Source organism: Aerococcus loyolae (genome assembly GCF_002871915.2).
GTDB classification, from domain to species: Bacteria; Bacillota; Bacilli; order Lactobacillales; family Aerococcaceae; genus Aerococcus; species Aerococcus loyolae.
In genome coordinates, this window is the sequence record NZ_CP126958.1 from 729,135 (window position 1) to 748,600 (window position 19,466).

General features: G+C 39.3%; 20 protein-coding genes and 1 riboswitch. Of the genes, 17 read left to right on the forward strand and 3 right to left on the reverse strand.

Features of this window, described 5'->3' with window-relative positions; all coding sequences use genetic code 11:
* Nucleotides 1-104 precede the first annotated feature (104 nt).
* Nucleotides 105-911 (reverse strand): FxLYD domain-containing protein, encoded by an 807-nt coding sequence (locus CJ190_RS03220; protein WP_070598019.1) that lies wholly within the window; start codon nt 909-911, stop codon nt 105-107.
* Between the two features lie 134 nt (nt 912-1,045).
* On the opposite strand from CJ190_RS03220, the gene CJ190_RS03225 reads away from it, so the two are divergent.
* The 6 genes from CJ190_RS03225 to CJ190_RS03250 all read left to right on the forward strand — a co-directional run bounded on the left by CJ190_RS03225 (nt 1,046) and on the right by CJ190_RS03250 (nt 5,230).
* Nucleotides 1,046-1,777 (forward strand): NAD-dependent protein deacylase, encoded by a 732-nt coding sequence (locus CJ190_RS03225; RefSeq protein WP_064293257.1) that lies wholly within the window; start codon nt 1,046-1,048, stop codon nt 1,775-1,777.
* A gap of 129 nt (nt 1,778-1,906) precedes the next feature.
* A complete protein-coding gene (locus CJ190_RS03230) occupies nt 1,907-2,311 on the forward strand; it encodes a hypothetical protein (RefSeq protein ID WP_064293258.1) in 405 nt (134 codons plus the stop codon).
* Nucleotides 2,308-3,078 carry a segregation and condensation protein A gene (locus CJ190_RS03235; protein ID WP_064293259.1) on the forward strand — a complete coding sequence of 257 codons (771 nt, stop codon included), beginning with the start codon at nt 2,308-2,310 and terminating at the stop codon, nt 3,076-3,078. Before CJ190_RS03230 ends, CJ190_RS03235 begins: the two co-directional genes overlap by 4 nt.
* Nucleotides 3,075-3,635 (forward strand): SMC-Scp complex subunit ScpB, encoded by a 561-nt coding sequence (gene scpB, locus CJ190_RS03240; protein WP_064293260.1) that lies wholly within the window; start codon nt 3,075-3,077, stop codon nt 3,633-3,635. Before CJ190_RS03235 ends, scpB begins: the two co-directional genes overlap by 4 nt.
* On the forward strand, nt 3,635-4,357 hold the full coding sequence (locus CJ190_RS03245) for a pseudouridine synthase (RefSeq protein WP_064293261.1): 723 nt from the start codon (nt 3,635-3,637) through the stop codon (nt 4,355-4,357). Before scpB ends, CJ190_RS03245 begins: the two co-directional genes overlap by 1 nt.
* A gap of 55 nt (nt 4,358-4,412) precedes the next feature.
* Nucleotides 4,413-4,531, forward strand: a riboswitch (FMN riboswitch).
* Nucleotides 4,532-4,639: 108 nt separating this feature from the next.
* Nucleotides 4,640-5,230 (forward strand): ECF transporter S component, encoded by a 591-nt coding sequence (locus CJ190_RS03250; protein WP_064293262.1) that lies wholly within the window; start codon nt 4,640-4,642, stop codon nt 5,228-5,230.
* Nucleotides 5,231-5,343: 113 nt separating this feature from the next.
* On the opposite strand, the gene CJ190_RS03255 is transcribed toward CJ190_RS03250, so the two are convergent.
* Nucleotides 5,344-5,859: a hypothetical protein gene (locus CJ190_RS03255; protein WP_143739140.1), complete on the reverse strand. Its 516-nt coding sequence runs from the start codon at nt 5,857-5,859 to the stop codon at nt 5,344-5,346.
* A 132-nt stretch (nt 5,860-5,991) separates the two neighbouring features.
* Here CJ190_RS03255 and CJ190_RS03260 point away from each other — a divergent pair, with 132 nt between their 5' ends.
* Complete coding sequence (locus CJ190_RS03260; RefSeq protein ID WP_101562109.1) at nt 5,992-7,062, forward strand: IS30 family transposase; 1,071 nt, start codon at nt 5,992-5,994, stop codon at nt 7,060-7,062.
* Nucleotides 7,063-7,212: 150 nt separating this feature from the next.
* Here CJ190_RS03260 and CJ190_RS03265 read toward each other — a convergent pair whose 3' ends face one another.
* The gene (locus CJ190_RS03265) at nt 7,213-8,313 is read right to left on the reverse strand and encodes a helix-turn-helix domain-containing protein (protein WP_101562117.1); all 1,101 of its coding nucleotides are present in this window, start codon (nt 8,311-8,313) and stop codon (nt 7,213-7,215) included.
* A gap of 434 nt (nt 8,314-8,747) precedes the next feature.
* Between CJ190_RS03265 and CJ190_RS03270 the strand changes: the two genes are divergently transcribed.
* The 10 genes from CJ190_RS03270 (at nt 8,748) to CJ190_RS03315 (ending at nt 19,465) form a co-directional block, all read left to right on the forward strand.
* Entirely contained in the window at nt 8,748-9,752 is a 1,005-nt protein-coding gene (locus tag CJ190_RS03270) for a helix-turn-helix domain-containing protein (protein WP_064293264.1), read from the forward strand.
* Nucleotides 9,746-11,224 (forward strand): RecQ family ATP-dependent DNA helicase, encoded by a 1,479-nt coding sequence (locus CJ190_RS03275; protein ID WP_064293265.1) that lies wholly within the window; start codon nt 9,746-9,748, stop codon nt 11,222-11,224. The genes CJ190_RS03270 and CJ190_RS03275 overlap by 7 nt, the downstream gene beginning before the upstream one ends.
* Nucleotides 11,225-11,302: 78 nt before the next feature.
* Nucleotides 11,303-12,028, forward strand: coding sequence for a LysM peptidoglycan-binding domain-containing protein (locus tag CJ190_RS03280; RefSeq protein WP_064293266.1), 726 nt, complete (start codon nt 11,303-11,305; stop codon nt 12,026-12,028).
* 31 nt (nt 12,029-12,059) lie between these two features.
* Nucleotides 12,060-12,734, forward strand: coding sequence for a (d)CMP kinase (cmk, locus tag CJ190_RS03285; RefSeq protein ID WP_064293267.1), 675 nt, complete (start codon nt 12,060-12,062; stop codon nt 12,732-12,734).
* Nucleotides 12,735-12,865: 131 nt separating this feature from the next.
* Nucleotides 12,866-14,188: a 30S ribosomal protein S1 gene (gene rpsA, locus CJ190_RS03290; RefSeq protein ID WP_070597973.1), complete on the forward strand. Its 1,323-nt coding sequence runs from the start codon at nt 12,866-12,868 to the stop codon at nt 14,186-14,188.
* A 90-nt stretch (nt 14,189-14,278) separates the two neighbouring features.
* Nucleotides 14,279-15,589, forward strand: coding sequence for a ribosome biogenesis GTPase Der (gene der, locus CJ190_RS03295; RefSeq protein ID WP_064293269.1), 1,311 nt, complete (start codon nt 14,279-14,281; stop codon nt 15,587-15,589).
* A 124-nt stretch (nt 15,590-15,713) separates the two neighbouring features.
* Complete coding sequence (locus CJ190_RS03300; RefSeq protein WP_013669777.1) at nt 15,714-15,992, forward strand: HU family DNA-binding protein; 279 nt, start codon at nt 15,714-15,716, stop codon at nt 15,990-15,992.
* A gap of 116 nt (nt 15,993-16,108) precedes the next feature.
* Nucleotides 16,109-17,398, forward strand: coding sequence for a tetratricopeptide repeat protein (locus CJ190_RS03305; RefSeq protein WP_070597972.1), 1,290 nt, complete (start codon nt 16,109-16,111; stop codon nt 17,396-17,398).
* Nucleotides 17,399-17,444: 46 nt separating this feature from the next.
* Nucleotides 17,445-18,233, forward strand: coding sequence for a 4-hydroxy-tetrahydrodipicolinate reductase (gene dapB, locus CJ190_RS03310; protein WP_197482628.1), 789 nt, complete (start codon nt 17,445-17,447; stop codon nt 18,231-18,233).
* Nucleotides 18,230-19,465 (forward strand): CCA tRNA nucleotidyltransferase, encoded by a 1,236-nt coding sequence (locus CJ190_RS03315; protein ID WP_070597971.1) that lies wholly within the window; start codon nt 18,230-18,232, stop codon nt 19,463-19,465. The genes dapB and CJ190_RS03315 overlap by 4 nt, the downstream gene beginning before the upstream one ends.
* Nucleotide 19,466 lies beyond the last annotated feature (1 nt).

The window sequence follows — 19,466 nt, forward strand, 5'->3', positions numbered from 1 at the left end:
AAATTTTTCCCAACCTCTTTCTCTATTGACGACTCTTGTAAGATGTCTACGCTAAGTATCCGAAACAGACCCTATAAACATTCACTTATCCTCTTAGATTGAAATTACTTTTCAATCGATAGGTCATCATTCAATTCGATTTGAATGTGAGCTGCTTGAGGAGCAGTATTCTTAATGGTTACAGTTTGGCTTTCACCTTGTTTGAGTCGGTCAGTCTTCCAAGTATCAGAAGCCAACTCTTTTTGGTCAGCATCGACAAATTTAAAGGTTATTCCCAAATTCACCAAATCAGCTTTGGAGTGGTTAGTTAATGTCCCCGTCATGACAATGCTTTGGTCAGTACTTGCCGCTTGGTCAACAGTGAATTGTAAATTATTTAAATCCTCTTCAAGTTGAGAATAGGCTGCTTTACGGAAGTCAAGATTTTCTTTAGCCTCTTCAAGGGCTTTGGAATTTTTATCTGCGTCAATTTCTTCCAAAGCTTCTGCTTGAATGATAAAGCGTGAATCTTGGGATAAGTCTTTCAGGATATCAATTCGCTTCCGGTAATGATCATTAAAGGCAGTCTGACTATCGAAGGTAGCCGGCTCTTGGTTCAAAGCATCCACACAAGCTTTTAATTCATTTAAGTAGTCCTTCACCTTATTTTCTAAATCTTTATCTTTAAAGCTTTGGTCTTGATACTTTTTCATTTCCTCCCACTCAGTATTGAAGGAATTAATGAGGGCTTGACTACCTGCATTGTCACTATTTTTATCGACTTGGCTAGCTGCTTCCTGTTTCTTTTGCCAGGTGGTAAAGAGATCACTAAAAAATAGGTCATCGGTTTTGTTTTGCGAAGAGCAAGCACTTAGAAAGAATAAGGTCGCACAGAGGCAGGCCAAGGCAATGATTTTCTTGAATGGCTTCATTAAATAGGTCCTTTCTACATTTAAGTTGATATTATTATATCATTACTTTAATAGGCATAGAAAAGAATTGAAAGGAAAAGCCATTCGAAGATCATGCTAAACTTTGATACAATAGAACTATAGGAGGGCTGGTAATGAATAAGATCGAAACTTTAAAAAATATGATTTATGAAAGTGATCGGATCGTCTTCTTTGGAGGAGCAGGAGTATCCACAGCAAGTGGCATTCCTGATTTTCGTTCTGCGGATGGTTTATTTATGCAAGATTCTGGATATCAGGTCAGTGCAGAAGAAATTATTTCACATTCTTTCTTTGAGAAATATCCCCAAATATTCTTTGACTATTACTTTGATCATTTAGTTTATCCAGATGCTAAACCCAATGCCTGTCACCGCTATTTAGCTGATTTAGAAGCTAAGGGGAAAGAAGTTGCCATTGTCACTCAAAATATCGATGGTCTTCATCAAGAGGCGGGAAGTCAAAAAGTCTATGAATTACATGGCAATGTCTGGGATAATTACTGTCTAAAATGTAAACGACACTATCGGACAGAAGACTTAGAAAAAGATGAGCAAGGGATCCCACGATGCAGCTTTGACCAGGCCATCGTACGCCCTAATGTCGTTCTTTACGAAGAGGCACTCGATCAAAAAGAGATATTAGGGGCGGTTAGAGCCATTGAGCAAGCGGACTTGATGATCGTTGCTGGGACTTCTTTAAGAGTCTATCCTGCCGCTGGTTTAATTGATTATTTTAATGGCTCTTATTTAGCAGTCATTAATAAAACAAAGATTCAAGTGGATAGAAAAGATACGCTGGTCTTTGAGGATTCCTTAACTAATGTCTTTAAGGCTTTAGATATTTAAGAATGTTATTTCAAAAAGGTTTCTATTTTTATGGTATTGGATATTTGCTTAGAAAAGTGAGTATTTTCTTTTTGGGGCGTTTATGATAGTCTATGAACCATAGAATCTTTAAGAGAGGTTAGGTGAGTTATGCTAATTCCATACATTTCAAATTATGAGAAAGTAGTTATGGGTTTGTTATCTTATCTAGATGCCTATAAGTCTATGGATGACTTGATGGCAGAAATGAAGCGTATAAAAACAGGTAAGCGTCAACTTTACTTATGGCGTGATGAAGAAACCGATAATATTGTCGGTATTATTGGTTTTGACCAAGATGAGGAAAAAGAATTACTATTAGTACGATATAGCTCAGTTAATCCTTCTTTCGACCAAAATGAGATTACCTATGCCATGCTGACTGCTTTAACCCAGGAATTTCCTATGTATACCATTAGCGGCTCACTAGCTATGTCTGATATCTTAAAAGGATGGGCCTTACATGAGCAACGTACCATGCCACATATCATTCATCACGATGGGGAAGGTTTATGAATAAAACTAAGCAAGAAAACACTGAAACTTCTAATGATGAATTACACATCGATCTAGCGGCTTTTGAGGGGCCGCTAGATTTGCTTTTGCACTTAATTAAGCAGATGGAAGTTGATATTTTTGATATTCCCATTGTTGATATCACCAACCAATATCTAGAAACGATTCACCGCCACCAAAAAAGGGACTTGGAACTAGCTAGTGACTATTTGATTATGGCGGCCAGTTTAATTGAAATTAAGACTAAATTACTCTTACCCAAAAAAGCCATGGAAAAAGAAGAGGAAGACGATCCACGTGCCGATTTAGTCCAACAATTACTAACTTATAAGCAATATAAGGCTGTCTCAGCTATCTTAGAAGAAAAACAAGCTGACCGGTCTTTGAGTTACTCTAAAGAGGCCAGTGACCTCTCTGATTTACAAGCCGTTGTGCCTTTGCCTGAAAACGAAGTAAGCAGTGAAGACCTCTTATCGGCCTTAAAAAAAATGTTTTTACGCTTGAAGCAAGAACAACCACTTGAAAGAACTGTAAAAGGGGAAACTTTTACTATTGATGAGGCGATTACGAGTATCGAAGAAGCCTTGGACCAAGAGCCAGACCACTTGTCCTTTTTTTCTTTGCTGAGTTCGAATCAACCCAATAAAGAAAAAGTTGTGACTTATTTTCTGGCTTTGTTACAATTAGTTAAACAAGGAAAATTACTTATCCAGCAAGATCAGATTGCTGCAGATATAAGCATACAAAAGAAGGATGATGGGGATTGACCATTGAGGGAGCTTGCGAAAGTTTGTTATTTGTTGCTGGTGAGGAAGGCCTTAGCCTAGAGGAACTAGCTAATCTTTTAGATCTTTCTAAAGAAAAGGTCCAGTATCGTTTGTGGAACTTAGACAAGAAATTAAAAACTGATAGCCAGCGGGGGCTTGAATTAGTATGCCTAGGAGGTCGCTATCAATTACTGACCCAAAAGACCTATGCTGACTTGATCCAAAAATATGCCGTCAGTCCTTTTGCTTTGAAGCTGTCCCAACAAGCCTTGGAAACCTTGGCAGTGATTGCCTACCAAGGCCCAATTACCCGATTAGAAATTGATGAAATCAGGGGGGTTCAATCGCAAGCCATGATCAAACGGCTCTTATTGCATGATTTGATTGAAGAAGCAGGGCGAAAAGAGGGACCTGGACGTCCGATTCTTTACCAAGTAACTAATTATTTTTATCAATATTTTGGATTGAATTCAATAGCCGACCTCCCTGACATATCATCCCTTTTACCTGAAGAAGAGGAAGATAAGGGCTTATTTGATGAAGAAGGAGATAAATAATGGAAAGATTACAAAAGGTTATTGCCCATGCTGGTGTGGCTTCTAGACGTGATGCTGAAAAATTAATCCTTGCAGGTCGGGTGCAGGTCAATGGCCAGGTGGTTACTGAACTCGGCACGAAGGTGACAAAGAAAGACCTCGTTGAAGTTGACCAGGTGCCTATATATAAAGAAGAACCTGTTTACTACTTATTCAATAAGCCGGATGGGGTCATTTCTTCTGTTGCTGATGACAAAGGGAGAAAAGTAGTCGTTGATTATTTTAAAGAGATTCCCCAACGTATTTATCCTATCGGGCGTTTAGATTATCATACGACTGGAGTCTTACTTTTAACCAATGATGGGGAGTTTGCTAATTTATTAATGCATCCTCGTTACGAAATTGATAAGGTCTACGTGGCTAAGGTAAAGGGTTATCCTAGTCCCGATGCTCTTAAGCGCTTAGAAGAAGGTCTAGTGATAGACGGGCAGAAAACCGCTAAGGCTAGGGCAAGAATTCGGAAAAATAAGGCTGCTAAGGAAAATGCAACCGTTGAGTTGACAATTCATGAAGGACGTAATCGTCAAGTCCGTAAGATGCTTGAAGCAATTGGTCATCCCGTAAAACGTTTGAACCGCGAACGCTATGGCTTTTTAACGACTGAAGGTCTAGGAGTGGGTGAATATCGGCCATTATTAAAAGCTGAAGTTGAGCGTTTAAAACAATATGCCTTACAAAAATAAAACGCTTGCATTTCTCCTATAATGGGGTTATATTTTATTTGTAAAATTAAATAAATGAAATCTTCGGGGCAGGGTTAGATTCCCGATCGGCGGTGATAGTCCGCGAATCAGTGAGCTGATAGAACTAGTGAAATTCTAGTACCGACTGTAAAGTCAGAATGGGAGAAGATAGTAAATACTTACTAATTAATTCTTTTCATTGAAGACTTGCGGTGAAAGGAATTTTTTATTTTAAAGAAATAACAATTAACCCTGACTGAGAAGAAGAAAGGGGAAATTGTTATGAAAACAAGTACACGTCAGTTAATTGTTACCGCAGTGATGGGGGCTATTGCCTTTATCCTTATGATGTTTTCTTTTCCGATATTGCCTGCTATACCTTTCTTAAAGGTCGATTTTTCTGATGTACCGATCCTATTCACCACCTTTTTGTTTGGTCCATGGAGTGGTGCAGGGGCTGCTTTTGTACGGAACTTTTTGCACTATATTCAAACAGGTGGCAATGCGGGTTACCCAATCGGAGATATGGCTTCTTTCATAGCCACTCTTTCTTATTGCTTGCCAATTTACTATATTTTACGTAATTATGATCTTCGTTTGAGCAAAGAAGTTGAAACGGCTAAGTACTATGTCAAAGTCTGCTTTGCTTTTGCAATTGGTAGCGTATTAATGACGTTTGTCCTTTCCTTGGCTAACTACTATGTCATTACTCCTTTCTATATGGCCGTGATGAATTTTGAAATTCCTAATATGCAAGAATATATTCTTTATGGCATAGTACCCTTTAATTTACTCAAGGGTCTGATTATTTCGGTAGCTAACTTTATTGTTCTATCGGCTGCCTTACCTGTAGCTAAGCGACGTTTAGTTTAGTCCAGGGCTCTTATTATTAGCTAGATAAATCCCTTGCCATTGAAATAAAAAAGACACCAGCTTAATGAGAAGCTAATACTTACTTGGCTCCTTAAGCTGGTGTTTTTATTTGCTTATTTTTTGTGGAGAGGGCATTCTTCTTCCTGGTCTTGAGAAAATTTGAGTTGGTTAATCATTTGGTAAATCCAACCTAAATCTTCAGTAGTTAGATCATCTTTGATTGTATGGATAGTTATGCCTTTAAGATTGAACAAGGGGTAGGTGGTTAATAAAATATCAATCCTTGAACTATCTAGGTCTTCCATAAAGTAAGTATCTATAATGGGGGTGACCTCAATTAATGAGCCAAAAAACAGATGGAGTTTGCCACAGATTTCCTTAGTACTGTAAGAACGACTGGTATAAACCGCGATATTTAGGCGTTTATAGTCCTTGTAAAAATGATTGATAGTTAAGGGATAAAATGAATAGACATAAGAAAACATAATAGCCGTACGTTTGGCAATTAGCTCTTTACTGAAATAGGATTGAAAACTTTCTAGAATTGGCTGTAAACGGGCGTTAAAGCCAGGAAGAAAGAGTTCCCATTTTTCTTTTAGATTATCGATTTCTAAAGCAGTCAATTGCATCTTAGAGTAATTTTCATTTTCATTTAAATGGTAAATTGTAAAATGAAGTGCATAGAGAAAAGGACGACAAAAAACCAGTGATGCTCTATACTTAAAAGCGTCTAAACCCAAGTAAAGGAGCACTCACTGGCTATGAAACATTCTAACACGAAACCTAGATCATATACACACCTTTCTGCAGAAAAACGCGGAATTATCCAAGCAATGCACCAAGAAGGACATAAACAGAAAGAGATTGCTGACGCCGTTGGCGTCAATCAATGCACCATATCTCGTGAACTAAAACGTGGAAAAACACGTCAAATGAACTATGATCATACCTACGTTGATGTCTATCTTGCAGAAACTGGCTCGCGTGTTTATAAAGATAATCGGTCAAATTCTAAAGCCAGAGGCGCTTTGTATGGAAAATCTAACTTCATTAAAGCCTTTGAGGAAGCCTTACTGACACCTAAAGAAGACCGTATTTTCAGTGTTGATACGTTTATTCATGATTACCGCAGAAAACACCCTTTAGAAAGAGTTCCTTGCACCAAAACCATGTATAAATATATCAATCTTGGTTTATTAAATGTGAGGAATATTGATCTTCCTATGAAAACAAGGATTCGTCCAAGAAAACAACCTAGTGAACCGCGTGGGACGAATAAAAAGGTATTTGGAAAAAGCATTGATCAGCGATGCCCAGACGTCCTTTCAAGAGAAGAATTTGGTCACTGGGAGCTTGACCTCGTGATAGGAAAGAAGACTAAAGGAGAGCCATGTCTTATTACTCTAGTTGAACGGAAAACGCGAAAATTCCTCACCAAGAAGACTTGGAAGTGGGATGCAGATTCCATTGTAAAATCGGTTAAAAAGGTGATTCTTAAAGAGGGTCAAGCGTGTTTTAAAACCTTAACGACCGATAACGGCAGTGAATTTTCTAAACTATCTCAGCTTGAGTATGCTCTGAAGGATTTGGAAGTCTTTTTCGCCCATGCCTATTCAGCTTGGGAAAAAGGCAGTAATGAGAGACATAATCGCATGTTAAGAGAATTCTTGCCCAAAGGGACAAGCTTTAAAAAGCTGACATACCAGGAACTCGCACACTATACGAATACAATAAATAATCGCTTTAGAAAGGTCTTAGATTATCAAACCCCTAACGACTGTTATAACCTAGAAGTTGCGAAACTTCAGGAAACGCTTAAAGAAGCAGGCTAAAGTGCTTAACAAAGCATAGAGATTCAGTGTGGGCCAGTCAAGGTCCGCTTCGCTCTCCACCTTGACAGCCCCACCCTGAATCTCTAAATGATAATCAAGCACTTTAAGCTAGAGAAAAACGGGCCAAGAATTATTGACTTTATCAGCTTTTTAGTTATTTGGCATGACACTGGGATTTTTTAAAATAAATATGCACTTGATATTGCAATTTACCTTTTCATTTAAATCGAGATTATTCTGACAGCAATTATAGAGTAATAAAAGCAATAAATCCTTCTTATCTTGGTCTAAAGGACTTAATCGCTGGCTGGTCGTTAGTTGATCCAATTCTTCAAAGAAGTTAGAAACGGCTTGAGAATGATCATTTGAAGAACGGATTTCTTCTTGTAAGGCTTGGATAGATAAGTAGGTGGTGTGTGGTGCTAGTCCGACTAAGAGTTGGCGGACGGCTTCAGAGTTGATGGACACTTTTAGACGATATTCGATATCAAAGATAGTAAATTGAGCTTTTGTGGCGGTTAAGGATTCTTGTAAGCTCGATAGGTCCCTAGGTAAGTAACTGTCTTGGACCAAGTTTTTATGCTTATAACGAATTAAATTGATGGCAAGAATAATGGGAAACATGGGGTGACTACTATAAAGTCCTAGGCTAGGAATGGAGTGTCTTAAGTAGAGGGAAATTTTGTTGATGTCCTGATGACTCACCTCATTAAAAGGCCATTGGGTTAATTGGTAGCCAAATTCAAAAAAATCATAATAAAATTTCCTTACTTCACGTTCGGGGCCTTCAATATTAAAGGGGTTCATGGTGAGACTAAGACTTGGATAATAACTGGTAAAAAACTGATTAATGGAATCAATGATACGATAAAGAGTGGACCGACTAACAAATAACTTTTCGCACATATAAGAAATATAGTAGATTTTTTGACTGAAAATGGTCCGTATTAAAATGAAATAAATACTATTGCTAAAAAAGTAAGGATAAAACTCATTGATCTGAGGCGGGGTAGAAGCTACTAATTTGATGTATTTATATTTCATTTCAAACTGTAGTTTGTCAGGAAAAATTAGAATGAGCTGCTTTAAGTCAGAAATTATTGTCTGTGATGAACAATTAAAATGTGTTTTTAATTCTTTGATGGCCACCATTTCTTGGTCACTGGTAATGAGATATTTAATAATATTTAAGCGCCGCTGGTCTAATTTACCCAGTAGCTTGGCCATTGTTTGACCTGTTGATGTATCCATGTTAAATATTACTCCCTTCTGTAAGAAAAATTAAAGACGACTTGGAATTTATCCAGTCGTCCTTTTTGTTTTTAATCTCAATCATGTTGATAGTAAATGTCTTTTTAAATAGTGGGCTTGCTTTTTAGAAAAACAGTTATGATACACATGCAGTCTTGATGCGTAAAAACAAATAGTCTTATTACATTAAAACATAAGAATTTGAATTTTAATATACAATCCTTGGGATAACTATGCCAAAAATTAAATAAAGGCTAAATTATTGAGACCGGACTTAGTAAAAATTATAAAGTATTATTGATCAGTAAAGGTGAGTTAAATAGATAAAAATTAATAGGCTTTATTTCATTTAGCATGTTGTCTGCTTCTTCTTTTTCCTTTTCCGAAGGTCTTCGCTATAATGAAAGTGAGATTAGATAATGAGGGGGGAAAAGATGTTAGAACTCTTAGCTGAAGTCAAGAAAGGCACAGCAGACTTGAATCAAAATACACTTTATCAGATTCTGATTGGTAAACGCACACCCTCTAGCTTGTTCTACGCCTATAGTCACCAGCTCTTATTCTTATTTAACTTATGTCCTCAATTATCCAAGTTAAGCTGGAAAAAGTTAGGCCAAGTTGATCATGAGCCAGAGACTGATATGCAAACTTTACTGGCTGGTCTAAAATACCGGCAGGGACTATTTCCAAAGGCTAACCACCAGGCTATACAGACTAGTCTACTCTTATTCTTTCAAGCTCTAGCTAATGCTAGTCATGGGGAAAAAAGCTACCAACCTCTTACACAAAGTGCTCAAATTCAATACCAGGTCAAGCGCTTCTTTGCTTGGACGCAAAAAAAGTATCGTAAAAAGGAGTTAGCGACTATACTAGGACAAGAATTAGAAGCAATTTTAGCCACTTGGCCACTGGAGCAAGCCGATATGTTATTGGCACGGATCGGTTATGTTGACCTGCCAGCGCTGACTTATGAAGAATTAGCAAGTCGTTATCATTTTACTTTAGACCAATGCCATTTGTACTATAGTAGTTTAATTGATCGCCTCATGGTCACAGTTCTATCAGCGGATACTTCCCCCCTCTTAAAGAGCTTTTTTGAAAGCTTTATTGCTCCCTATCCTCCTTGGTCAGATTCTGCTAATGTGAGCTATCACTATATTAAACAGGGCTATTCATTAGAAGAAATTGCTAAGAATCGCCATTTAAAAGTCTCTACCATAGCTGATCATTATGTGGACATTATGCTTTCTCGTCCAGAAGTTTTAGCCCAGGAAGCTAGTGACTTGTTCGGCGCAGATTTAAAGAAGATTGATTGGTCGCTTGCTTATGATCACTTTGAAAGTTTTCAGAAAGCTTTTCCTAAGGCGCCTTATTGGCTTTACCGTTATTATCAAGTGATACAAGTGAAAGAGGCCGGAAAGGAGCAAGCAAGATGTTAGAAGATCTCTTAGCGACTCACTTTGGTTACCAGTCTTTTCGCCCTGGGCAAAAAGAAATTTTACTCCACTTACAGAAGCGAGAAAATACGATTGGTATTTTACCTACTGCTGGCGGCAAGTCATTGATTTATCAGATCTACCAGTATTTAAATCCCGGACCAATTTTGCTTATTTCCCCTTTGTTGGCATTGATGGAAGACCAAGTCAGTCAGCTGCAGGCACTTGGTTTTAAAGCAAGTGTGGCAATAACTAGTCAATTAAGTAAACAAGAAAAAAACTGGTTACTTAATCATCTCCATGACTTTCAATTTATTATTATGTCACCGGAAATGCTCTCTCAACCCGCTGTCTTACGTCGCTTAAGGCAAATTGCTATTAAACTGATGGTCATTGATGAAGCACACTGTATTTCGCAATGGGGCTATGATTTTCGCCCGGAGTACAGTGCCCTCAAACAATTTCGCCAAGCCTTAAATCATCCTTTAACCCTAGCCTTGAGCGGAAGTGCTAGTCAAAATACACTAGCAGAGATTGCCCAGCATTTGTTTGATGATTGTGAAGGCTATCAGCAAGTCCAATGCCCCTTAGACCGGCCTAATTTGTTTTATGGGCAATTGAAGCTTAAAGAAAAGGACAAATTTCACCACCTTAATTCCTTGCTTGAGACCTTACCGAAGCCGGGAATCATTTATGTCCACAATAAAATGGAATTGGAAGAACTTTACCAAGATTTAAAAGCGAGCAGTCAGTTAAAGCTCGCTAGCTACCACGCTGATAAGACTAGTGAGGAGCGCTTGCAAGTCCAAGAGCAATTTCAAAAGGGACATCTTGACGCGATTTTAGCTACATCTGCTTTTGGCATGGGGATTAACCAGGCCAATGTACGCTTTGTTATTCACTATCATGCCCCGCAATCATTAGCTGACTATCTGCAAGAGAGTGGACGTTGTGGTCGTGACGGTCAAAAAGCTTTGGTATTACTTTATTCTAATCCCCAAGAAATTAGCCGTTTAAATTATTTTAAAGAGCAAATTGACGCTCAAGCTATGCCTTTTTATCAAGGGTTAAATCAGGCTTATCAGCGGGGGGATTTTTTGCAAAGTCAGTCTTTCTTAGCACTTGAGGAGCAAATCCAAAATTTAATCACTTATTTTTACTATAATTATTCGCCCAAGGATAAGGAACAGATTCAGAGGGACTTTCAAAGCTATCAAAGGATAAAGAAAAATGAAATCGAACAGATGATACAATACCTCAACTTAAATAGCTGTTATCGCCGTTACTTACTAAGCCATTTTTCCAAGGAAAGGATAAATACTAATCACTTTTGTTGCTCGCATTGTCAGGCTGACTTTGAAGATACGGCAACTTTTAAGGAATATCTGACCTTGGCCCCTAATCGCTTAGTGAATCCTAAAGAAAAAGTGTTGAAGGATTGGCGGGCGCGACTTAAAGTACTATTTCCTAGTTAAGTATGGATTGGCTGAGGAAAATACTGACATTTTGCCTAATAAATGCTACAATTTTCTAGTAATAAAGGAGGAATAATCATGGCATTCAAGGACAATTGGAATCAGTTTAAAAATAAATGGAAAAAAGAAGATCCAGCGGTTAAGGAAGAAAATTCTGATGTAGAAGAATTTGAGGAAAAAGCAGAAGCTAGCTCGGCTGATGAGTACGAAAACCTGAAAAACCGTCAATATTCACGATCTTCCAGAAATAAAAAGGAAAAGGGGGTATCCCCAACGGTCAAGGTCTTGATTGCTCTAGGGCTCTTGTTTATTTTGATCCCTTATGCAGCCTACATTATTTACGGCAACCAACAAAAACAACCTGAAAGCATGAATGTGGACCAAGTGATGGTGTCTAAGTCTGAAAATGATTCCCAAAAACAAGCTGAAGAGGAAAGCAAGAAGGCGGAGGAATCTAAACAAGCAGAAGAAAGTAAAAAACAAGAAGAAAGTCAACAAGCGGCTCAAGCTTCTCAACAAGCTGCCCAGGAAGCCCGTCAAGCAGCTGAACAATCCCAAGCTGTTCAACAATCCCAACAACAAGTAGCTGCCCAAGAGCAATCTCGTCAACAAGCGAGTCGAAATCAAAATCAACAAAATACCAATCAAAATCAAAATGTAGGAAGCTATCAAGTTTCTGCTGGGGATAACCTTTATCGGATAGCGGTTAATCATGGAATGACTCTAAATCAATTACTGGAATTAAATGGCTTACATGCTAATTCACCGATCGCACCGGGGACGGTGCTTCGGGTCTACCAATAGGCGCGAGGGTTGAGTAATTGAGGAGTAGAAAATGAAAAAAATTAACATTGCTATTGACGGTCCCGCTTCTTCGGGAAAGAGTACCATCGCTAAACGATTGGCTGAACGTTTAAATTATGTTTACTTGGATACGGGTGCCATGTACCGCTGTGTAACTCTCCTGGCTTTAAAAGGTCAGGTTGAAGCTGAAAATTCACCAGCACTTAATGAGCTATTAGCAAGCATCGATATTCAATTTGAGACGGACTCTGAAGGTCAAAAAATCCTCCTTAATGGCCGGGATGTGACTAAGGCTATCCGTCAAGACCATGTTACCCAAGCGGTTTCTGCCTATTCTGCGATCGACCGAGTTCGTCAGGCTATGGTTGAACGACAACAAAGTTGGGCTAGAAACCATACCGGCTTAGTGATGGATGGTCGTGATATTGGAACCGTGGTATTGCCTGATGCCGATCTTAAGATTTTTCTCACCGCTTCAGCAGCTGTTAGAGCGAAGAGACGATTCTTAGAAAATCAGGCTAAAGGACTATCTGAACAAACAATTGAAGAATTAACTAAGGCAATCGAAGCTCGTGATTACTACGATGCCCATCGTGAAAATAGCCCCTTAAAAGCAGCTGGGGATGCCATTGTTATTGATAGTTCTGATTTGAATTTAGACCAGGTTGAAGAAAAGATAGTGAGTCTAATTGAGGAAAAAGAATAAATAAATAAGATAAATCTAAAAAAAGCTTTAAGAAATTTGTCTTATTTAAATTAACATGTTATAATCGAAGGGTATTCATTGACCAAGTGTCGATGGTTAGTACTTTTATTTACAGGAGAGGATATAAGTTTATGACAAATGAGTTTGAACAACAAGCAAATAACGAAGTAGAGGCAAATGAAGAAATGCCTTCTATGGAGGATATGCTTGCAGAAACAAAAGAAGTGAAAATTGGTGATACGGTAACAGGAGAAGTATTAACCATTGATGAAAACAATCAATTAATTGTTGGTATTGAAGGCGCTGGTGTTGAAGGGGTCGTACCTTTCCGTGAATTGTCATCTTCCCATGTTGACGATGTCACTGAAATCGCTAATGTTGGAGATACTCTCGAATTAGTGGTTGTAAAACATATTAAAGATAAAGAAAACGGAACTTTCTTACTTTCTCGTCGCCGTTTGGAACAAAAGAAAGTTTGGAAAGAATTAGAAGAAAAAGCTGAAAATGAAGAAACCATTACTGTTCCAGTAACAAAAGTTGTTAAGGGCGGTTTAGTGGTTGATGCTGGCGTTCGTGGTTTCATCCCAGCTTCTATGGTTGAAGACCACTTTGTACGTGACTTCACACCATATAAAGGCAAAGAATTAGAAGTGAAAATTGTGGAAATTAATCCTCAAGAAAACCGTTTGATTCTTTCTCATAAAGAAATTGCTCGTGAACAAGCTGAAGCTGAACGTGCCGAAAAATTAGCACAATTTGAAGAAGGCGAAGTTGTTGAAGGAACTGTTGCTCGCTTAGCTAACTTTGGTGCTTTTGTTGACTTAGGTGGTATCGATGGTTTAGTTCACATCTCACAAATTGCTCACCACCATGTTAACCATCCTTCTGATGAATTAGAAGTTGGCCAAACTGTTAAGGTGAAGATCTTATCAATCGATGAAGACCGTGATCGTATCTCCTTATCTACTAAGGCAGCTACCCCAAGTCCTTGGGAAGATATTGAAGAAAAAGCTCCTAAAGGCGCTGAACTTGATGGTGTAGTACGCCGTATCGTAGACTTTGGTGCTTTCGTTGAAGTCTTCCCTGGTGTTGAAGGTTTAGTTCACATTTCACAAATTTCTCATGAACATGTCAACCATCCTTCTGATAAACTTGAAGAAGGCCAAGATATTAAAGTCAAAGTTCTTGATGTTAATCCAGAAGAACACCGTCTATCTTTATCAATCAAAGCGCTTGAAGAAGCTCCAGAACGTTCTGAAGCTGACAAAGACGAACAAAGAGCTCCACGTCGCGAACGTAAGAGCCAATCAAATAATCGTCGTAACAAACCGGCACAAGCAAAACGTTCACAAGCATCTCAAAGTAGCAATGACGAAGACACAGGCTTCTCATTCGCTGATCTTTTAGGTGACCAACTAAAAGACTTAAATCTTGACGATTCTTCAGAAGATTAGTAAAGATTAATAAGGGCTGGGAACTATCCCGGCCCTATTTTTGTTTAATCCGATTGGAATATTTATTCGTCTAGAAGGAGGGGAGCATGGATGAAAACCTTAAATATTGCCATTGTCGGACGCCCCAATGTGGGTAAATCGACAATTTTTAACCGGATCGCCGGGCAAAGAATCAGCATCGTTGAAGATGTTCCTGGAGTAACCCGTGACCGTGTCTATGCCCAAGGAGAATGGCTGGGCCGGAAGCTACGTTTAATTGACACTGGGGGGATTGAATTTAACGATGAACCCTTTGTCGAACAAATCCGTCTGCAAGCAGAAATTGCAGTGGAAGAGGCCGATCTAATTATTATGATGACTAGTGTAGTTGATGGGGTTACAGAAACCGATGAAATGATCGCCCGTCTACTACAAAAGTCGGATAAACCTGTCCTCTTAGCGGTAAATAAGGTGGATAACCCTGAATTACAAGCAGAAATTTACGATTTTTACCGACTAGGTCTTAATGATCCCTATCCTATTTCAGGTGCACACGGCCTAGGAATCGGAGATCTCTTGGCAGAAATCTACCGTCTTTTTCCTTTAGAAGATGAGGATAGCGAAGATGAGGAAACGATTTCTTTTGCCTTAATCGGACGGCCGAACGTGGGGAAATCCTCCTTGGTTAATGCGATTTTGGGTGAGAACCGTGTGATTGTTTCTGATATTGCTGGCACCACCCGGGATGCAGTGGATACTTACTTTTCTTATAATGAGCGCAGTTTTAAAATTATTGACACTGCAGGGATTCGCCGAAAGGGGCGAGTGTCTGAATCAACTGAGAAATATAGCGTCATGCGGTCGATGTCTGCGATTGAACAGGCCTCTGTTGTCTTGCTCGTCCTCAATGCCGAAGAAGGGATCCGTGATCAAGATAAGACCGTAGCTGGCTACGCTCATGAGGCAGGGAAGGGAATTATTATCCTAGTTAACAAATGGGATGCCCTAAAAAAAGACAGCCACACCATGAAGGAATTTGAAGATAATATCCGCGCTCAATTCCAGTTCCTATCCTATGCACCTATCCTTTTTGTCTCTGCGAAAAGTAAGCAGCGTTTAGATAAGATTCCAGATCTTATTATCCAGGTTCATGAAAACTTTAACCGTCGGATTCAATCCTCCCTACTTAATCAAGTTTTGGCGGATGCTATCCGAATTAATCCAGCGCCTTCAGATAAAGGGAAAAAGTTACGGGTTTACTATATGACTCAGGTGAGCGTAGGGCCACCGACCTTTGTCGTGATGGTCAACGACACAGATCTTATGCATTTTTCCTATGAGCGTTTCCTGGCTAATCAAATTCGGCAAGCCTTTGATTTTAGCGGAACGCCCCTGCATATTATTAGCAGAAATCGGCGGTAAAACATTGAAATATAAGGTATAAATGTTGTTATGACGTGCTTTCTGTGGTATATTTATAGAGAATTGTCATTGATGATAATTCTCCATTCACGAGAAGAATGGAAATATTTTTGGAGGTGTAAAAATGGCTAATAAAGCTGACTTAGTACAAAAAGTAGCTGAATCAACTGGTGAATCTAAGAAAAATGTTCAACCAGTCGTTGATGCAGTATTTTCTTCAATTGAAAACTTTTTAGCTGATGGAGAAAATGTTCAAATTATCGGTTTTGGTAATTTTGAAGTACGTGAACGTGCCGCTCGTAAGGGACGTAACCCACAAACAGGTGAAGAAATTCAAATTCCAGCAAGTAAAGTACCTGCATTTAAAGCAGGTAAAGGTTTAAAAGACGTTGTTAAGGGCTAATCTTCCTTAACTTGAAACTGCCAAGTTCTTAGAAGGACTTGGCAGTTTTTATTTATTACTTATCGGTAGGGCTAAGCTTTATATCTATGCTAAAATAAATAAATATGGAGGTTAGCATGAAGGAATTATATGAAGAAATCACCGAACTGATTGTTCAAGAAAAATATGATCAAGCCCAAGAAAAATTAGCGGACTTGCTTAACCAACTGATTAAAAGGGGAAGTAGGGAAGATTTTGCTCAGCTGGGCTATAATTTTCAACAACTTGGCTTTATTCCCTATGCCAAAGCGATTTATCAGGAAGCCGCTAAGTGCTATCCCGATGAAGCCACCTGGTCTTTGTTATTGGGCGAATTAGCTATGGACGATGGCCGCTATGAAGAGGGCTTGGACTACCTACTTAGCATCGACCCTAAAGATGATTTATATCTTGAAGCCTTGCTATTGGAAGCTGATGCTTATCAAATGCTCAGTCTACCTGAAGTCAGTCTGACAAAATTGAAGGAAGCCAATCAACTGGCCCCTGGTCAAGAGGCGATTGAATTTGGTATGGCTCAATTAGTCTTTACTATGGGCGATTTCAAAGAAGCCCTTAAACTTTACCATGATTTAAGCCAAAAGGAGGACCTGAGCCCTGAAATTAAAGAAGAAGTGACGGATAATTATCAGTATGCCCTAGTGGCTACCGGTCAATATGATGAGGCGGCTCAGTTACTTTCTAATAAAGAAAACAGCGCACTCAGCCAGGCTGAGAAGGAACAATTAGCCTTTCTCGCTTACCAGGATGAGGATTATAGCTATTGTGACCAATTACTAAGCCCTCTCTATGAAAACAATTTGCTGGATCCTTCCTATTACCTGCTTTTAGCCAAGTGTAAATGGGAACTTCACGAAAGCGATCAGGCTCTAAGGGTCATTAATGAAGCCATTAGTAAGGACCCTTATGCCAGTGTCTTATACATGGAAAGAGCAAATTTCTATTTTTATCTTAAGAAATTTAAGCGGGCCCAAGCAGACTATGAGAAGGTCCTAGAAGCTGATGAGGATAATATTAGAGCTTATCAACAATTATTACGTTTGGCATTAGACTCTGATAATGAGGATAGGGCTCAAGAACTCATTGAGTCAATGAAGGCTAAGGGGATCAGTGATGGAAATAGTCACTGGTTAATGGCCCAGTTCTATAATCAAACGGAAAATTATGATCAAGCCCGAAAATATTATAATTTAGCTAGCCGTGATTTAAAAGATGACGATGACTTCTTAGTGGATTATATCTATTTCTTAAGGGAAGAAGGCCAATTTAGTAAAATAATCAATCTTTTAGCCATGCGACCAGAACTCAAGCATTCCCCAGCACTTAGCTCAGTTATCGACCAAGTAAAAGACTGGGAACAGGAGCTTTAAGTCATGCTATAATGGGGCATATGAAGATAGATAGTGAAAGGAAGCGATCAAGATGAAGGTAATGGTTACTGGTTTTTTAGGGAAAATGGGACAGACGACTGTCAATATGATTAATGAAAGTGACGACTTTACGCTAGCAGCCCTAGTTAACCATCATTTAGACCAACATCAAGACGACTTGGAAACTTTTAAAGGCTTGGCGCCAATTTATTCTAGTGTGGAAGAAGCCTTAGGGGAGGTTGAAGTCGACGCTGTAGTTGATTTTACCCAGCCAAGTGTGGTTTTTGATCATTGTAAGATTTATATTGAACATAATATTCATCCTATCATTGGAACTTCAGGTTTAGAAAGTGATGAAATTAGCCACTTACAAGCCTTAGCTAGTGAAAAGAAACTAGGTGGAGTGATCGCACCTAACTTTGCGATTTCATCCGTTCTCATGCAACTATTTAGTCAAGAAGCAGCCAAATATTTGGACCATGTCGAAATTATTGAAATGCATCATGCGCAAAAAGCGGATGCGCCTAGCGGTACCGCCATTAAGACAGCGGATCTAATCCATGAAAGTCAAAAACAAAAAGAAGACATTGTCGTTAACCGTAATGAATCGATAGCTGGGGCTCGTGGGGCTGATTATAAAGGAATTCCTATCCATAGTGTCCGCTTGCCTGGCTTAAATTCTCATCAAATTGTCCAATTTGGTGCGCCAGGAGAAGGTTTGACCATCCGCCAAGACTCTTATAACCGTGAGTCCTATATGCATGGTGTTGCCCTTGCCCTAAAGGCTAGTGACCAATTAGAGGAATTTGTCTACGGATTGGAACACATTTTATGATTATTGACAATAAAGAATTCCAAAAGGCCTTACCGGTTTTAAAGAAAATAGAGAGTTTCGGTTATCAAGCCTATTTCGTGGGAGGTTGTATCCGTGATGCTTTATTGGGATTGACTAGTCATGATGTTGACATCGCCACCAGTGCTTTCCCCGAAGAAATTCAGGCAATCTTTCCCAAACATTTTGATGTAGGTTTAGAACATGGAACGGTTATGGCTTATTTCAATGGGGACACCTATGAAATCACTACCTTTAGAACGGAGTCAGAATATGAAGATTACCGCCGACCTAAAGAGGTAACTTTCGTTCGCTCCCTAGAGGAAGACCTTCTTCGCCGTGATTTTACTATCAACGCAATGGCCATGGATACTGAAGGGCAGTTAATTGATTATTTTCAGGGTCAAGAAGATTTAAAAGCAGGACGGTTACGAGCGGTTGGTAAGGCCCATGACCGCTTTCAAGAGGATGCTCTTAGGATGATGCGGGCAGTGCGCTTCGCCAGTCAATTAGGCTTTGAGCTTGAGACTGATACTGCCCAAGCCATCAAGGAATCAGCGCCCCTACTTGAAAAAATTGCTGTGGAACGGATTGAGACAGAGATGGCTAAATTATGGCAAGGCCAACACTGGCAAGCCGGACTCAGCTATTTTATTGATTTAGAGCTCTATCGTTACTGCCCATTAACCGAAAAAGGCAAGTCCAGTTTCCAAAAGATGTTGGATATCTTGAGTCCTCAGCAGGCTTTTTCTAGTGATGCTTTCGCTTGGGCAGTTTATTTTTTTCTGGCTAAGTGTGACTTGCAATTTATTGATGACTTTAGCCGGGCTTGGAAAATGTCGAATAAGCAGAACCGCTTAATTAAAGAATATTTCCTAGCATTAACTGCCCGTCAAGATAGTCAGTCCGCTTGGACAGCGCAATTACTCTATCGTTTCGGCTTAAAGACAGCTCAAACAGTGGAAGCTTTTATTCAAGGAGAAGGCCAGGCTATGAGTGAATTTGCTCGCCATTTCCCTAAGAGTGAAGCCGGGGAAGTTGAAGCCATTTGGCAAGCGCTGCCTATCCATAGCCGCAAAGACTTAGCCCTTAATGGCCGCGATATTATAGCCGCTTTAGCCCCTGATGATAAACGCCTTATTGGCCAGTATCTCAATCAGGCTGAAGCAGCTGTGGTTAATGGACAATGTCCTAATAGCAAGGCGGACTTACTAGCCTATTTGAAAGCCAAGTAAT

Bases quoted from the DNA above. Each gene is read 5' to 3' on its own strand.
- CJ190_RS03220 (WP_070598019.1), bottom strand. From the start codon at position 911: ATGAAGCCATTCAAGAAAATCATTGCCTTGGCCTGCCTCTGTGCGACC.
- rpsA (WP_070597973.1), top strand. From the start codon at position 12,866: ATGACAAATGAGTTTGAACAACAAGCAAATAACGAAGTAGAGGCAAAT.
- CJ190_RS03235 (WP_064293259.1), top strand. From the start codon at position 2,308: ATGAATAAAACTAAGCAAGAAAACACTGAAACTTCTAATGATGAATTA.
- der (WP_064293269.1), top strand. From the start codon at position 14,279: ATGAAAACCTTAAATATTGCCATTGTCGGACGCCCCAATGTGGGTAAA.
- CJ190_RS03230 (WP_064293258.1), top strand. From the start codon at position 1,907: ATGCTAATTCCATACATTTCAAATTATGAGAAAGTAGTTATGGGTTTG.
- CJ190_RS03260 (WP_101562109.1), top strand. From the start codon at position 5,992: ATGAAACATTCTAACACGAAACCTAGATCATATACACACCTTTCTGCA.
- CJ190_RS03225 (WP_064293257.1), top strand. From the start codon at position 1,046: ATGAATAAGATCGAAACTTTAAAAAATATGATTTATGAAAGTGATCGG.
- CJ190_RS03270 (WP_064293264.1), top strand. From the start codon at position 8,748: ATGTTAGAACTCTTAGCTGAAGTCAAGAAAGGCACAGCAGACTTGAAT.
- CJ190_RS03315 (WP_070597971.1), top strand. From the start codon at position 18,230: ATGATTATTGACAATAAAGAATTCCAAAAGGCCTTACCGGTTTTAAAG.
- CJ190_RS03255 (WP_143739140.1), bottom strand. From the start codon at position 5,859: ATGCAATTGACTGCTTTAGAAATCGATAATCTAAAAGAAAAATGGGAA.
- CJ190_RS03265 (WP_101562117.1), bottom strand. From the start codon at position 8,313: ATGGATACATCAACAGGTCAAACAATGGCCAAGCTACTGGGTAAATTA.
- CJ190_RS03300 (WP_013669777.1), top strand. From the start codon at position 15,714: ATGGCTAATAAAGCTGACTTAGTACAAAAAGTAGCTGAATCAACTGGT.
- CJ190_RS03245 (WP_064293261.1), top strand. From the start codon at position 3,635: ATGGAAAGATTACAAAAGGTTATTGCCCATGCTGGTGTGGCTTCTAGA.
- CJ190_RS03275 (WP_064293265.1), top strand. From the start codon at position 9,746: ATGTTAGAAGATCTCTTAGCGACTCACTTTGGTTACCAGTCTTTTCGC.
- CJ190_RS03280 (WP_064293266.1), top strand. From the start codon at position 11,303: ATGGCATTCAAGGACAATTGGAATCAGTTTAAAAATAAATGGAAAAAA.
- cmk (WP_064293267.1), top strand. From the start codon at position 12,060: ATGAAAAAAATTAACATTGCTATTGACGGTCCCGCTTCTTCGGGAAAG.
- CJ190_RS03305 (WP_070597972.1), top strand. From the start codon at position 16,109: ATGAAGGAATTATATGAAGAAATCACCGAACTGATTGTTCAAGAAAAA.
- CJ190_RS03250 (WP_064293262.1), top strand. From the start codon at position 4,640: ATGAAAACAAGTACACGTCAGTTAATTGTTACCGCAGTGATGGGGGCT.